The following is a 13,908-nucleotide window of genomic DNA, read 5'->3' on the forward strand; positions in this document are numbered from 1 at the left end:
CTTCGGGTCCGACTCTCGGTACAGCCGGACGGCACGGGTCCTCAACTCGTCAGGGTACTTCTTCGGTGGTGCCACGGACGACTCCCTTCAGGTCCTATCGGACCATGTTTGGAAAGCCTCCGAGCTATCGGGGGAACCTCAGCTGGAGTGGTGGCGGAGGAATGAGCCGGACTGACGTGACCCCGTTGGGTTTACCCAGATCACCTGGTCCAACTATCGGGGTCCCGTCAGATGCCCCTGAGCACCACGTCGAACACCGGCAGGTCCAGCCGGCCGTCCGCGGGCCGCCCGCCGCGGACCAGCCGACCACCGCGACGAAGGGACGCAAAGGCCTGCTCGAAGCTCCGCGGTGACGCCGCTAGGGCGATCGCCACGTCGGCGCCGCCCAGTGCCTGGATCTCGGCGACCGGGTCGGACGTGGCGGCGTTGACGGTGTGGTCTGCGCCCAGGCGCAGGGCCGGCTCCAGCTTGGTGTCCTCCACGTCCACCGCCACGGTGAACCCCCCGGCGATCCGGGCGTACCGCAGCTCCAGGTGGCCCAGTCCGCCGATGCCGAACACCGCGACTCGCTCGGCGGACCGCACACCGGCCACCTTGACGGCCTTGTACGTGGTGACACCGGGGCGCGTCAGCGGTACCGCGTCCACACTGGACACCCCTTCGGGCACCGGGACGACGTACCGGGCGTCGGCCAGCACGTGCTCCGCGTAGCAGCCGTCGACCGAGCAGCCGGTGTTCTGCTGCTGCTCGCACAGCGTCTCCCACCCCGACACGCAGCAGGAGCACTCCCCCGCAGGCGTGTCCGAGCCACGGGATCGCCACCCGCGTCCCGATGCGCGTGGCGCTGACGCCTTCGCCCACGGCCTCGATCACGCCGACGCCGTCGTGCCCCGGCACGAACGGTGGTGTCGGCTTCACCGACCAGTCGCCGTGCGCGGCGTGGATGTCGGCGTGGCGGATCCCCGATGCCTCCAGCCGCACCCGAACCTGGCCGGCACCCGGTTCCGGCACCGGCACTTCGTGGATCTCCAGCAGTGCGTCCAGCGTCGCGACGACTGCTTCCCCCACGGTGGCTGCTCATCGTGGTGGTGCGTCCGAGTCGGAGTTTTCGCCGACCGCATCGCTAGCGACGCGGTCGGAGGTCCCGTGTCAGCAGGTTCCTTGAGCCCTTCCGCCCGCTCGCCGGGGCGAGAACGCTCGAAGGTGGAGGGGTTCCACTGGTCGACCCGATCCGTGGACGGTGCACCGCGCGGAGGCGACCATGACGAGCACATCGGCTCGATCGACCCGTGGGACGGCGCAGCGGACGGGCTGCTTCGTCGCCGCGCTGGTCGACGTGGTCCTGTTGGTGTTGATCAACGTGTCGCCGGGGTGGCGGGTGGTTCCGTTCTTGACCGAGCAGGCAGGCGATGTAGTTCGAGTGGCCGACATCGGTCTGGCGGTGGGGATCGTGGTCAACCTGGTGTGCCTGGTCGTGCCGCGACGTCAGGTAGCTCTGCTCGGTGACGTGGTGACCACGGCGGTCGCCCTGGCCGTCCTGTGGCGGATGTGGGTGGTGTTCCCGTTCGACTTCGACGACCTCTCGGTCGACTGGGCGACCATCGCGAGGATCGCGTTGCCGATGGTGGGCGTGGTGGTGTTCATCGCGCTCGTGGTCCAGGCAGTGGCATTGGCGCGCGCGCTGGTGCGACCCGAAGCGCGGTGATCCCCGGTCCGCGGCCGGAAGTCCGTGCTCAGGACCTTCACCGGAGTGCGATGGGACCTCGGGCCCTGTCACCGGATGCGCACCGGCCGGAAGATCGAAGTGGGAAATGAGATCCGAGGAGGGGCGACATGGCAACGCTGGTCGAGGACCGGACGAGGAGCTCGATGGTGGTGAGGGCATGACCACCACCGAGGAACGTCTTGACGCCTGGCGCGGATTCCGCGGGGAGGACTGGCGCGGCGGCATCGACGTGCGCGGGTTCATCCAGGCCAACTACACGCCCTACGAGGGCGGCGCGGGTTTCCTGTGCGGGCCGACCGACCGGACCTCGAACCTGTGGAACGGCCTGGAGGGCTTGTTCGCGCTGGAGCGCGAGCGCGGTGTCCTCGACATCGACACGCACACCCCCTCGTCGATCACCGCGCACCGACCCGGTTACCTCGACCGGTCCACCGAGATCATCGTCGGCTTGCAGACCGACGCTCCGCTCAAGCGCGCGATCATGCCCAACGGTGGGCTGCGGATGGTGCAGGCGAGTCTCGACGCCTACGGGTACGAGATGGATCCGCTGGTGCGGGAGGTCTTCACCAAGTACCGCAAGACCCACAACGACGGCGTGTTCGACGCCTACACCGAGGAGATCCTGCGGGCCCGCCGGGCCGGGATCGTCACCGGCCTGCCCGACGCCTACGGGCGCGGCCGGATCATCGGTGACTACCGGCGGGTCGCGCTCTACGGCGTGGACCGGCTCGTGGCCGCCAAGAAGGCCGAACGATCCCTCCTGGACGTGGTCCCCTCCACCGAAGCGGTGATCCGCGACCGGGAGGAACTGGCCGAGCAGGTGCGAGCGCTGGACGAACTCCGGACGATGGCCGCGAGCTACGGGGACGACATCTCCGGGCCCGCGACAACCGCTCGGGAAGCCGTGCAGTGGTTGTACTACGCCTACCTCGCGGCGGTGAAGGAGCAGAACGGTGCCGCGATGTCGCTCGGTCGGACCTCCACGTTCCTCGACGTCTACCTCCAGCGCGACCTCGACGGGGGAACGCTGACCGAGGAGCAGGCCCAGGAACTGGTCGACGACCTGGTGATCAAGCTGCGGATCGTGCGCTTCCTGCGCACCCCTGCCTATGATCAGTTGTTCTCCGGCGACCCGACGTGGGTCACCGAGAGCATCGGTGGCATGGGCGAGGACGGGCGTCCGCTCGTCACCCGCACCAGCTTCCGGTTCCTGCAGACCCTCTACAACCTCGGCCCCGCACCGGAACCGAACCTCACCGTGCTGTGGTCGCCCCGGTTGCCCGAGGGCTTCAAGCGGTTCTGCGCCGGGGTGTCGGTGGACACCAGCTCGATCCAGTACGAGAACGACGAGCTGATCCGGCCGAGGTTCAGCGACGACACCGCGATCGCCTGCTGCGTGTCGGCCATGAAGGTCGGCGAGCAGATGCAGTTCTTCGGCGCGCGGGTCAACCTCGCGAAAGCACTGCTGTACGCGATCAACGGTGGACGCGACGAGGTCAGCGGTGACCAGGTCGCTCCCCCGTTCCCCGCGATCACCGGCGAGTACCTGGACTACGAGGTGGTCCGTGCGGCGCTCGACCAGACGACGGACTGGTTGGCCAAGACCTACGTCGACGCGTTGAACATCATCCACTCCATGCACGACAAGTACGCCTACGAGCGCATCGAGATGGCGCTGCACGACCACCCGGTGCAGCGGCTGCTCGGGTGCGGCATCGCGGGCCTGTCGGTCGTCGCGGACAGCCTGTCGGCGATCAAGCACGCGCGGGTGCGGGTGGTCCGCGACGAGTCCGGCATGGCCGTCGACTACGCCGTGGAGGGCGAGTTCCCGCGCTACGGCAACAACGACGACCGCGCCGACGCCATCGCGGTCGACTTGGTCGAGGACTTCATGGCCAAGGTGCGGCGCTACCCTGCCTACCGCGACGCGGTGCACACCCAGTCGGTGCTGACCATCACCTCCAACGTCGTCTACGGCAAGCACACCGGCAACACCCCCGACGGACGACGAGCTGGTGAACCGTTCGCGCCCGGCGCCAATCCGATGAACGGCCAGGACCGGCACGGGCTGGTCTCCGCCGCGCTGTCGGTGGCGAAGCTGCCCTACGACCAGGCGCTGGACGGGATCTCGCTGACCGCGAGCATCACGCCCCCCGGTCTGGGCCGCACCCCGGAGGAGCGGGTGACCAACCTGGTCGGTGTGCTGGACGCCTACGTCGACGCGGGCGGCTTCCACCTCAACGCCAACGTGCTCAACCGGGAGGTCCTGCTCGACGCGATGGAGCACCCGGAGAACCACCCGCAGCTGACCATCCGCGTCTCCGGGTACGCGGTGAACTTCGTGCGGCTGACCCGCGAGCAGCAGCGGGACGTGATCAGTCGAACCTTCCACGGGTCGCTGTGAGCACCGGGGCGGTCCACTCGTGGGACATCGCGACCGCGGTGGACGGTCCCGGCACCCGCTTCGTCGTCTTCACCGCGGGATGCCCGTTGCGCTGCCGGTACTGCCAGAACCCGGAGACCTGGCACGAGCGCGACGGGCAGCGCGTGTCCGTGGACGAGCTGATGGCCGAGATCGTGAAGTACCGGCGGTTCATCGAGGTCGCGGGCGGCGGTGTCACCGTCAGCGGTGGGGAACCGCTGCTGCAGCACACCTTCGTGGCCGAGCTGCTGCACCGGTGCAGGGAACTCGGTCTGCACACCGCGCTGGACACCTCGGGATTCCTCGGCCACCACGCGACGGACGCTCTGCTGGCCGACACCGACCTGGTGCTGCTGGACATCAAGTCCTGGGATCCGGCCACCTACCTGCGGGTGACCGGCGAGGAGGTGGCACCGACGCTCGAGTTCGCCCGTCGGCTCTCGGCCATGGGCAAGCCGATGTGGATCCGGTTCGTCCTGGTGCCCGGACTGACCGACGACCGGGACAACGTGGAGGGGATCGCGGAGTTCGTCGCGACGCTGGAGTCGGTCGAGCACGTGGACGTGCTGCCGTTCCACAAGCTCGGCGCGCCCAAGTACGCGCGGCTGGGCATCCCGTTCCCGCTCGCGGACACCCCGACGCCCGACGCGGCACTGGTCGGGAGAGTTCGCGGGCAGTTCATCCGCCACGGTCTGCGCGCTTGATCCGACGGGCTCCGGAGCCGCCGTCAGCCTTGTGGCTCCGGAGCCGTGGACAGTTCGAACCCGGTCACCATCTCCGGCACGATCCGGATGACGTGGTCCATCGACCCGCGCACCCAGGGCCGCAGGACCTCCTCGAACCCGGCCGCGTCGTCGAGGTCGAAGACGCGCTTCGCCACGCCGACCACGATCACGCTCCACCCCAGGCGCGACACGGGATCGATCGCATCGGCTTCGTAGGCGACCACCATGCCCACGGCGGAGAGCACGGCGGCACCGAGGTGCGTGCGGATGATGATGGTGCCCCGGTCGACGACGTGGTTGACCGGACGGATCGCGGGCAGCGCGTCGCGCGAGAACACGACACGGCCGAAGGGCACGCCGGCCAGCAGGTCCAGGGACTTCGCCTCCGACAACCGCACCAGTCCCCTGGGCTCGTCCTGCGTGGCGCCGCTCATCGCGCGCCGCCGAGGTGAAGGTCCCGCGGTGACCGTCGCACCAGCGGCAGGGTCCTGGAGGAGGGTATCCGGGTCACCGGGAGCTCGCTCCGCCCACACGCGTGGCAGCTCGGCATCTCGACCGCAGATCGCACCGCGGTTCCGTGGCGCGTTTCTCGCTGGCGCAACTCGACTCCTGTGGCACTGTCGACACCGCGCACGAGGCGGACGGGCCATCGCCGCCACCGGATGCACCGCGCGTGCTGGCGTTCATTGTCGACAGCGGTGATTCGGGTTCAGCAGGGCACAAAGTCCCTGATGATCAAGCGCCAGGACCCTGGCGGGACGATTCGACGAGCACGTCAGGACCCGCGGTGGCGGGCGCTGATGAGCCGTTGCAGCGCGACGGCCCGGTTTGCGGTGCGCGCGTCCGACTCGGCCAGTTCGACAGCCGTCACCACGTGGGCGTCAGGTCCGGGGTAGACGAGCGTCTCGTGCCCGGTGTCGAGCCATCGCACGAGGTAGGGCGGCCCGCCGTCAGCACGGCGGACGCCGACGATCCGTCCCCTGCGCGCTGGTCTGTCTACGCTGGACTGCTCGACGAGCAACCAGTCACCGGTCTGGGCCCGCATGGTGTTCTCCTCCGTTCACCGGACGTCCCACGCCGTCGGCTGTTGTTTCGGACAAGGTCTTCCGGGAGCGCGACTGAGCGCGCACGACCGGGTGTTCGGTGCCGTCGCGCTCACTCGATCTCGGCGGACCAGTCGTTGGCAGGCGCGGCGACGGTTCCTACGGCGGCCACCAGCGGTGCGACCACCGCGGCGAGCACACCCGCGTCCATGGACACCTCGACGACCGGGTGGCCGCTGCGATCCCTGACGACGATGTGGTGGGCGTGGTGCGCCGCGGCGTCGACAGCGGGTTGTTCGAGGGTCGGCACGACGGTCTCCCGGTGGGATGTTTCCGCGGATCGACTCGGCAGGGTTCAGTACCTGGGCCTCAGACCCGATTCGGCCTTGACGACCGTGTCGTCCCAGCCATAGGTGAGGTCGGACTCCACGTCGACCACTCCCGGCATCGCCTGGATCAGGCGGACGGCCAACTCGGTGTCGCCACGTCGTTCCAGCCGCCCTCGCACGGACACGACGCCGCCCTTGGCGTGGACCTCGAAGGTGGCGGGGTCGGCGAGCAGCACGCGGTGGAACACCTGCTGGAGCACGTCGGCGCGCAGTTGCTCGTCGTCGCGGAGGAACAGCCGCAGCAGGTCGCGCCGGGAGACGACCCCCACCAGTGTCCCCTCCGGGTCGACCACGAACAGTCTGCGCACACCGGACCTCGCCAACTGGCGCGCTGCGGCGCTCACCGGCGCCTCCGGGGTGATGGTGATGACAGGAGCGGTCATGATCTCACCCGCGGAAACGGCTCCGGACTTGCGCCACCTGTCCTTGCGGGCGCGGGCGGCGAACAGCGCGGGCGACGGTGCGGTGCCGCCGAGGAACTCCTCCTTGGCCAGCAGGTCGGCCTCCGACACGACGCCGATGGCCCGCTTGCGCTCGTCCACCACGGGAAGCGCGCTGAAACCACCGCTGTCGAGCAGCTCCACCAGTTCCTTGAACGGGGTGGCCGTCCCGACGGTGACCACCTCGCGGGTCATCACCTGATCAACGCTGGGCTCTCGCATCTCGACCTCCAACTCCGGGGACTTCTCCTTCCAGCTTCGACTCCGCCGGTCACGGATCGCAGTGGCCAAAGTCCGCCGAACCGGGGCGAAGGTCCCGGCTTCCCCTGGCGGCGGGTTCGGCGTCGGCTCCGTGCGGCGCTGTGGTGCCCGCGGCCGGACTCCGCGGACCTGACCGGGACGGCTGGGGCTCGGCCGCACGCTCGGCCGCGGCCGAGCCCCAGCCGCCCAAGGCCACTCCGACGTCCGCGGCGGCCAGCGCGGGAGCGTCGTCGATGCCGTCGCCGACCATCGCGGTCACCCCTGCCGCTTTCTCCGCCCTCACCCTCGCGACCTTGTCCGCCGGGTCGCACGCGGCGTCCACCTCGTCGAAACCGAGCCCGTCCGCGGTCCTCAGCGCGACCGCCCAGCGGTCACCGATGAGCAGCACGAGCCTGGTCAACCCGGCCGAGCGCAGCCTGCCCGTGGTCTGGGCCGCGTCGGACCGGACGGGGTCGCGCACGAGGAGAACGCCGACGGGGTCGCCGTCGGCGGAGATCCACACGGTGCCCGCGCCATCCTGACGGGCGCTGGTCTCGGCTTCCCGGATCCAGTCCGCTCGGCCCCGCTGCGCGGGATCGAGCCCACCCACGGCGATCCGGTGCCCGTTCACGGTGCCCGCGGTCGCCTGTCCGGACCGCTCGACCACGTCGGTGGCGGGAGCCGGTCCACGGCCTGCCGTCTCGGCTGCGACGACCACGCACGCCGCGAACACGGGGGAGGACACCTGCTCCACCGCGGCGGCGGGGTCGAGCACGTGGTCGCGGGACCGGCCCGGAGCGGTCAGCACCCCGGTCACGGCGGGTCGTCCGAGCGTGATCGTCCTGGTCGTGTCCAGCACGCCGGTCCGGAGGTCGCCGAGCACCTCCAGCGAACGCCCGTCACGCACGACCACACCGACCCGCGAGGCCCTGGACATGCCCGCGGTGATGGCGACCGGCACCGCGAGCGGCAGCGGGCACGGCGTCGCGGTCACCAGGACGGCGACCGCGCGGGTGAGGTCGTGGGCGAGGAACGCCGCGAGGCCGGCCACGGCGAGCGCCACCGGCAGGAACACGGTCGCGACCCGGTCGGCGAGGCGGATCGCGGACGCGGTGGTAGCCGCGGCGTCCCGTGCCAGGTCAAGCGCACCGGCGTAGGTGCTGTCGCGTTCGGTGGCGACCGCACGCAGGTCGACCGACGCTCCCGCGTCGACCACGCCGCTGCGCACCCGGTCGCCCGCCGGGCGCGGCTTGGCCGGTCGACGCGGATTCGTCGGGGGTGGCCGGTCCGAGCGGCGTGGGGCCCACCGGGGTCACCTCGCCCTGGCCGAGCACCAGGTGCTGCCCCGGTCGCACGTCCCGCACGGGGAGCAGCCGCAGTCCGGTGTCGGTGCGCAGCCGGACGGCGCGCGGTCCAGCAGTGCGCTCAGGTCGCGGCCTGCTCGGCGCTGGGCGTAGGCGTCGAGCGCGCGTCCGCCGCCGAACATGACCGCGACGACGGCACCCGCGAAGCCCACCAGGACGGTGCCCACGAGGGCGAGCACGTCGGCTCCGAACCGGCCGGAACGCAGGTCGGCGGCGACCCGCACGACCGCGGGCACCGCGGCGACGACCGCCGCCGCGGTCCACGCCCACTCGGCTCCCGGAACCCCGGCCACCCACAGCCCGACACGGCGGCGAGGAGCAGGCTGACCGCGCTGAACAGCAGGACCTCGCCCGCGAACTTCCGGCTCGCGCGGCTGCGGGTTCGCTCGAACGCGGTCACCCGACCGCTGCCCTGGTGGCGCGGCGGTTCGCCCTGATCGACTTGTGCAGGGTGTCCGCCGCGAGGACAGCGGGTACCGCGCAGGCCGCCAGGACCCAGCCCAGCGCCGAGGGGAAGGTGCCGCCCAGCAGGTCTGCGACCGGTGGCACGCCGAGGAACGCGAGCAGCAGCACCAGTTCCACCAGGATCGCCCAGCCGAGCAGCCGGTTGCCGCGCAGGCCGACGCCTGCCACCGTGCGCGAACCGCTGCGACAGGCGAACGCGTTGGCCAACTGGCCGAGCACGACCGCGGCGAACGCGGTGCCCGACGCGACCGTCAGCAGTTCGGCGTCCGGTGTGCGGCCCAGTGCCCAACCGCCCGCCAGGAGCACGCCGAGGAAGGCGCCCATCTCGACGACGGCCTCGCTGGGGCCCAGGACGCCGAACACCCGGACGAGCACCGTGCGGTCGATGAGCGCGCCCGTGGGTGCCTTGCCGTGCATGGTCTTGGGGTTGGGTGGTTCCGCGCCCAGTGCGAGCGCGGGCAGCAGATCGGTGCCGATGTCGAGCGCCAGCACCTGGAGCACGGTCAGCGCGAGCGGGATGGAACCGCCGGACAGAGCCCAGACCACGAACGGCGTCAGTTCCGCGACGTTGTCGGTCAGGTGGTAGGTCAGGAACCGGCGGATGTTGGCGAAGGTGGCGCGGCCGAGTTCGACGGCGGCGACGATGGTGGCGAAGTGGTCGTCCAGCAGGACAAGGTCGGCTGCTTCCCTGGCCACGTCGGTGCCGGACGCGCCCATCGCCACGCCGATGTCCGCGGCGCGCAGGGCGGGCCCGTCGTTGACGCCGTCGCCGGTCATGGCGACCACGTGTCCCCTGGCCTGCAACGCCTTCGCGATCCGCAGCTTGTCCTCGGGGGTGACCCGCGCGACGACCGCGCCGTCGCGGTCGAGCAGCTCTCCCAACTCGGCCTCGTCCTGCGGCAGACCCGCTCCTTCCAGCACGAGCTCGTCCGGTCCGAGAAGCCCCACCTGGCGGGCGATCGACCGCGCGGTGGCGGGGTGGTCGCCGGTCACCATGAGCAGCCGGATCCCGGCGGTGCGGCAGGACTCGATGGCGGAGGTGACGTCGTCGCGCGGCGGGTCTTGCAAGCCGACCAGGCCTACGAGTTCCAGGTCGCGTTCGGCGGCCTCCCACCCCGTGTCGTCACCGGCTCGCCGTTCCCGGCGCCGGGCCACGGCCAGCACCCGCAGGCCGCTGTCGGCCAGGGTCGTGATCGCCTCCGCGGCACCGGTGGTGGACGCGCAGAGCGGCAGGACGGAGTCGGGCGCGCCGGACACGTGCACGCCGTCCGCATCGACCACAGAAGAGCGCCTGCGCCGCGGGTCGAAGGGGTGCTTGACCTCGGCGGTGGTCGGGACTTCCGCACCGGATCGAGCGGCCAGCACGTGCAGGGCGACCTCCATCGGGTCGCCCACCGGGAGCCACTTCCCGTCGCGGTGTTCCACGTGCGCGACCGGTGAACACCGGGCCGCGCTGACGGCCAGTTCGCGCACCCGTACCCGGACCGCCTCCGATCCAACGACCTCGCCGGCCGGGTCGTAACCCACGCCCTCGACCTTCGCTTCGCCGATCGGGGTCCAGACCGTCACGACCGACATCTCGTTGCGGGTCAGGGTTCCGGTCTTGTCGGTGCAGATGAAGGTGGTGGCGCCCAACGTCTCCACGGCGTCGAGCCTGCGCACGAGCGCGTTGCGCCCAGCCATGCGCTGCGCGGCACGGGCGAGCGACAAGGTGACGGTGGGCAGCAGGCCCTCGGGCACCAGAGCGACGGTCACGCCGACGGCGAAGAGGAACGCTTCGATCGGCGGCAGGCCGAGCAGTACTGCGATGCCGAGGAACGTGGTACCGACCGCGATGGCGGTGAACCCGACCACGCGCACGACCTTGTTGAGCCGCAGTGTGAGCGGACTCGGCGGCCGGGTCGCGCGGCCGGTGAGGGCGGCGATGGCCGCCAACCGGGTCCTCGCACCGGTGGCCGTGACGACGGCGGTCGCCTCGCCTTCCACGAGGTGGGTGCCCGCGAGCACCGCGCTCCCCCGCTGGGTGCGCACGGGCTTGCTCTCACCGGTCAGCATGGACTCGTCCACGGCCAGACCGGCGAGGTCGACGACCTCGGCGTCCGCGCTCACCCGGTCGCCCGCCGCCAGCAGCACCACGTCGCCCACCACCAGGTCGGTGGCGTCCACGAGGACGGGTCGGCCGTCGCGCAGTACCTTGGTCTTGACCGGCAGCAGGTCGCGCAGCTTCTGCGCGGCCCGGTCGGCCCGGTACTCCTGGGCGAAGGCGAACGCGCCGTTGAGCAGCACGACCACGGCGATGGCCACCGACAGCGACGGCATACCGGCGATGTGGGCGAGCACGGCCGCGACCCAGAGCATGACGGCGAAGATGTGCACGAGTTGCTTGGCCAACAGCACCAGCGGATGCGCGCGCTTGCCAGTGGGCAACGTGTTGGGGCCGTCGCGGCGCAGCCTGATCGCCGCTTCGGCCCCGCTCAGCCCCTCCCTGCCGGTGGTCGAGGTGGACAGCACGGTGTTCGCCTTCCTCTTGGGTCAGTTGACGTGCTGGCGCGCCGAGTGCGTCGCCGCGAGCTTCGCTCCCCAACTCCGGGCGCGGTCGATCTCGCCGTCCTTGAGCGGGCCTGGTGTGCCGTGGACGTAGAAGCTCTCGGACCGCAGGAGCGGCGGGAAGCCGAGCCTGCGCAACCGACCGAGCGCCCGGCGGGCCGCGGAACCGGGCATCATGGCGAGCTTGACCCGCGTGTCGAACGCGGAGACCACCGCGGTGCCGGGCGTCAGCTCGTCCAGCCACTCGCGCAAGCCGATCCCGGTGGAGACGATCTCCCCGACCGCCTGGTCGGCCGCCGACTTCCTGGTGGTGGGCCTGCTCAGCCCGAACGCGTGGGTGGGAGCGCCGACGACCAGCAGGTCGACGTCGTCGGGCAGCGGGACCGGAGCCTCCCCCACCTCCACCAGGTCGACGGTTCCCGCGTCGGCGAGGCCTTCCGCCACCGCTTTCGCGACCTCCCTCGTGTTGCCGAACATCGATTCGTAGACGACCAGCACTCGTGTCATGGCTCTCCCCTTCCTGCTGGACAACGGTTCGACGTCAGTGCCGCTGCTCGTCGCGGACGATCACGACGGGGCAGGGCGCGTGGTGCAGCAGCGCTTGGCCGGTGGAGCCGAGCAGCAGACCGGCGAAGCCGTCCCGGCCGCGGGATCCGACCACGACCAGGCGAGCGGTGTCGGAGTAGTCGACCAGGCGCCGGGCCACGTGCCCTTCGGCGACGACCCGTTCCACGTGCACGTCGGGGTGCTTCTCCTGCCACCCCGCGAGCCGCTCCGACAGCAACCGGTGGTGCTCGGCCTCCCTCTCCACCCGGTCGCGTTCGTCGAGGGCGATCGCGTCGATCCAGGTGGGCAGGCGGTGCCACACGTGCACCGCGACCAGGTCGGTCCCCTCCAGGTCGGCCTGCTCGAACGCGCGGCCGATCGCCTGTTCGGACGCGGGCGACCCGTCGACCCCCACGACGACCGGCCCACGGCCCGTGACGGAGCCGCGGACCACGACGACCGGGCTGTGGGCGTGCGCGCTCAGCGCCATCGCGGTCGAGCCCGCCATCAGCCCGGTGAAGCCCCCGTATCCGCGGGAGCCGACCACGACCTCGTAGGCGGAGGCGGACAACCCGATGAGTGCGGTCACCGGCTCACCGGCTTCCAGGCGCACTTCGGGTTCGAGGCCGGGTGCGGCCTCGCGGGCGACGTCGGCGGCTTCGTGCAGCCACCGCCAGGCCACCCGGTGCAAGTCGTCGCGCAGCCGGTCGGTGAGTTCGAGGTTGTCGAACGGCAGCGGGAGCTGCGCGTGCACCACCAGGAGCCTCCGGTGTCGCCGCTGGGCTTCCCGTGCTGCCCAGGCGACCGCGTCCAGCGCGGACCGGGACCCGTCGACACCCACCACCACGGCGGCGCCCTGTTCGTTGTGGACTGTCATGTCCGCTCATTCCCTCCTGGTCGTTCTAGCCTCGGGACAGGACGACCTTGAGGGCGCCCGTTTCCTGGGGTCGGGCGAACACGTCGTAGGCGGCCTCCATCTCGTCGAGGCCGAACCGGTGCGTGAGGAACCTGGTCGCGTCGAGCTGGCCGGTGGCGAGCATCCGCAGCAAGGCTGGGGTGGACCGCGTGTCGACCAGACCGGTGGTGATGGTGACGTTGCGGATCCACAGGTCTTCCAGGTGCAGCGTGGCGGGCTTGCCGTGCACACCGATGTTGGCCACTCGACCGCCCGGACGGACCAGCCTGGTGCAGAGCTCGAAGCTCTCGGGCACGCCGACCGCTTCGACGACCACGTCGGCGCCCAAGCCTTCGGTCAGCTCCGCGACGACCGCCTCGGGATCGTCGGTCAGGGTCACGGTGACGTCGGCGCCGAACTGCTTGGCCGCGTGGAGCCTGGCTTCCGAGAGGTCTACCGCCACTACGTGGCGGGGACTGAACAGGTGCGCGGTCATGATCGCGGCGAGACCGATCGGGCCCGCACCGACGACGACCACGGTGTCACCGGGGGCGACCTGGCCGTTGAGCACACCGACCTCGTAGGACGTGGGCAGGATGTCCGCCAGCATCAGCGCGGCCTCGTCACCGACCCCGGAGGGCAGCAGGTGGGTCGAGGTGTCGGCGAACGGGACCCGCACGTACTCGGCCTGGGTGCCGTCGATGCGGTGGCCGAGGATCCAGCCCCCGCCGCCGAGGCACTGGCCGAACATGCCGATCCGGCAGTACCGGCACCGGCCGCACGCGCTGATGCACGAGACCAGCACCCGGTCGCCGGGCTTGATCCCGCGCACCGCGGCGCCGACCTGCTCCACGGTGCCGACCGCCTCGTGCCCGAGGATCCGGCCGGGCTCGACCGCGGGCACGTCGCCCTTGATGATGTGCAGGTCGGTGCCGCAAATGGTCACCGCGTCGACCCGCACGACCGCGTCGGACACGTCCTGGACCTCCGGACGGGGCACGTCGTCCCACGAGCGCTTGCCGGGTCCGTGGTACACCAAGGCCTTCATGACTTCTCCTGTTCCCGGCGGGCTCGCCGCCGTCCGAGTGATCGGCAACTGCGGTGCG

The 13,908-nt window shown here is 71.1% G+C and carries 14 protein-coding genes and 1 pseudogene; 3 read left to right on the forward strand and 12 right to left on the reverse strand.

Going from position 1 to position 13,908, the window contains the following annotated elements; all coding sequences use genetic code 11:
- Positions 1–227 precede the first annotated feature (227 nt).
- Entirely contained in the window at positions 228–773 is a 546-nt protein-coding gene (locus tag VFZ92_RS32825) for a zinc-binding dehydrogenase (protein WP_330880132.1), read from the reverse strand.
- Between the two features lie 76 nt (positions 774–849).
- Positions 850–1,068 (reverse strand): annotated as a pseudogene (locus tag VFZ92_RS32830) (alcohol dehydrogenase catalytic domain-containing protein); the annotation flags it as partial.
- A gap of 193 nt (positions 1,069–1,261) precedes the next feature.
- On the opposite strand from VFZ92_RS32830, the gene VFZ92_RS32835 reads away from it, so the two are divergent.
- The 3 genes from VFZ92_RS32835 (at position 1,262) to pflA (ending at position 4,852) form a co-directional block, all read left to right on the forward strand.
- On the forward strand, positions 1,262–1,705 hold the full coding sequence (locus VFZ92_RS32835; protein ID WP_330880134.1) for a hypothetical protein: 444 nt from the start codon (positions 1,262–1,264) through the stop codon (positions 1,703–1,705).
- A gap of 178 nt (positions 1,706–1,883) precedes the next feature.
- The gene (pflB, locus tag VFZ92_RS32840; RefSeq protein WP_330880136.1) at positions 1,884–4,130 is read left to right on the forward strand and encodes a formate C-acetyltransferase; all 2,247 of its coding nucleotides are present in this window, start codon (positions 1,884–1,886) and stop codon (positions 4,128–4,130) included.
- Positions 4,127–4,852, forward strand: a complete 726-nt coding sequence (gene pflA / locus VFZ92_RS32845; RefSeq protein ID WP_330880138.1) for a pyruvate formate-lyase-activating protein — start codon at positions 4,127–4,129, stop codon at positions 4,850–4,852. Before pflB ends, pflA begins: the two co-directional genes overlap by 4 nt.
- Before the next feature lie 23 nt (positions 4,853–4,875).
- On the opposite strand, the gene VFZ92_RS32850 is transcribed toward pflA, so the two are convergent.
- The 10 genes from VFZ92_RS32850 to VFZ92_RS32895 all read right to left on the reverse strand — a co-directional run bounded on the left by VFZ92_RS32850 (position 4,876) and on the right by VFZ92_RS32895 (position 13,850).
- Entirely contained in the window at positions 4,876–5,307 is a 432-nt protein-coding gene (locus VFZ92_RS32850; protein WP_330880140.1) for a pyridoxamine 5'-phosphate oxidase family protein, read from the reverse strand.
- Between the two features lie 341 nt (positions 5,308–5,648).
- Entirely contained in the window at positions 5,649–5,918 is a 270-nt protein-coding gene (locus VFZ92_RS32855; protein ID WP_330880142.1) for a DUF1918 domain-containing protein, read from the reverse strand.
- A gap of 110 nt (positions 5,919–6,028) precedes the next feature.
- On the reverse strand, positions 6,029–6,226 hold the full coding sequence (locus VFZ92_RS32860; RefSeq protein WP_330880144.1) for a DUF4342 domain-containing protein: 198 nt from the start codon (positions 6,224–6,226) through the stop codon (positions 6,029–6,031).
- 45 nt (positions 6,227–6,271) lie between these two features.
- Positions 6,272–6,967 (reverse strand): CBS domain-containing protein, encoded by a 696-nt coding sequence (locus VFZ92_RS32865; RefSeq protein WP_330880146.1) that lies wholly within the window; start codon positions 6,965–6,967, stop codon positions 6,272–6,274.
- Positions 6,968–7,016: 49 nt separating this feature from the next.
- A complete protein-coding gene (locus VFZ92_RS32870) occupies positions 7,017–8,213 on the reverse strand; it encodes an HAD-IC family P-type ATPase (RefSeq protein ID WP_330880148.1) in 1,197 nt (398 codons plus the stop codon).
- An 84-nt stretch (positions 8,214–8,297) separates the two neighbouring features.
- On the reverse strand, positions 8,298–8,642 hold the full coding sequence (locus VFZ92_RS32875; RefSeq protein WP_330880150.1) for a hypothetical protein: 345 nt from the start codon (positions 8,640–8,642) through the stop codon (positions 8,298–8,300).
- A gap of 103 nt (positions 8,643–8,745) precedes the next feature.
- Complete coding sequence (locus tag VFZ92_RS32880; RefSeq protein WP_330880152.1) at positions 8,746–11,325, reverse strand: cation-transporting P-type ATPase; 2,580 nt, start codon at positions 11,323–11,325, stop codon at positions 8,746–8,748.
- A gap of 21 nt (positions 11,326–11,346) precedes the next feature.
- Positions 11,347–11,868: a flavodoxin family protein gene (locus VFZ92_RS32885; RefSeq protein WP_330880154.1), complete on the reverse strand. Its 522-nt coding sequence runs from the start codon at positions 11,866–11,868 to the stop codon at positions 11,347–11,349.
- Positions 11,869–11,902: 34 nt separating this feature from the next.
- Entirely contained in the window at positions 11,903–12,784 is an 882-nt protein-coding gene (locus VFZ92_RS32890; RefSeq protein WP_330880156.1) for a universal stress protein, read from the reverse strand.
- Positions 12,785–12,809: 25 nt separating this feature from the next.
- Complete coding sequence (locus VFZ92_RS32895) at positions 12,810–13,850, reverse strand: zinc-dependent alcohol dehydrogenase family protein (RefSeq protein WP_330880158.1); 1,041 nt, start codon at positions 13,848–13,850, stop codon at positions 12,810–12,812.
- Positions 13,851–13,908 lie beyond the last annotated feature (58 nt).

This window comes from Umezawaea sp. (genome assembly GCF_036375055.1).
Taxonomy (GTDB): Bacteria; Actinomycetota; Actinomycetes; order Mycobacteriales; family Pseudonocardiaceae; genus Umezawaea.

Bases quoted from the DNA above. Each gene is read 5' to 3' on its own strand.
- VFZ92_RS32835 (WP_330880134.1), top strand. From the start codon at position 1,262: ATGACGAGCACATCGGCTCGATCGACCCGTGGGACGGCGCAGCGGACG.
- VFZ92_RS32885 (WP_330880154.1), bottom strand. From the start codon at position 11,868: ATGACACGAGTGCTGGTCGTCTACGAATCGATGTTCGGCAACACGAGG.
- VFZ92_RS32865 (WP_330880146.1), bottom strand. From the start codon at position 6,967: ATGCGAGAGCCCAGCGTTGATCAGGTGATGACCCGCGAGGTGGTCACC.
- VFZ92_RS32895 (WP_330880158.1), bottom strand. From the start codon at position 13,850: ATGAAGGCCTTGGTGTACCACGGACCCGGCAAGCGCTCGTGGGACGAC.
- VFZ92_RS32855 (WP_330880142.1), bottom strand. From the start codon at position 5,918: ATGCGGGCCCAGACCGGTGACTGGTTGCTCGTCGAGCAGTCCAGCGTA.
- VFZ92_RS32890 (WP_330880156.1), bottom strand. From the start codon at position 12,784: ATGACAGTCCACAACGAACAGGGCGCCGCCGTGGTGGTGGGTGTCGAC.
- pflB (WP_330880136.1), top strand. From the start codon at position 1,884: ATGACCACCACCGAGGAACGTCTTGACGCCTGGCGCGGATTCCGCGGG.
- VFZ92_RS32850 (WP_330880140.1), bottom strand. From the start codon at position 5,307: ATGAGCGGCGCCACGCAGGACGAGCCCAGGGGACTGGTGCGGTTGTCG.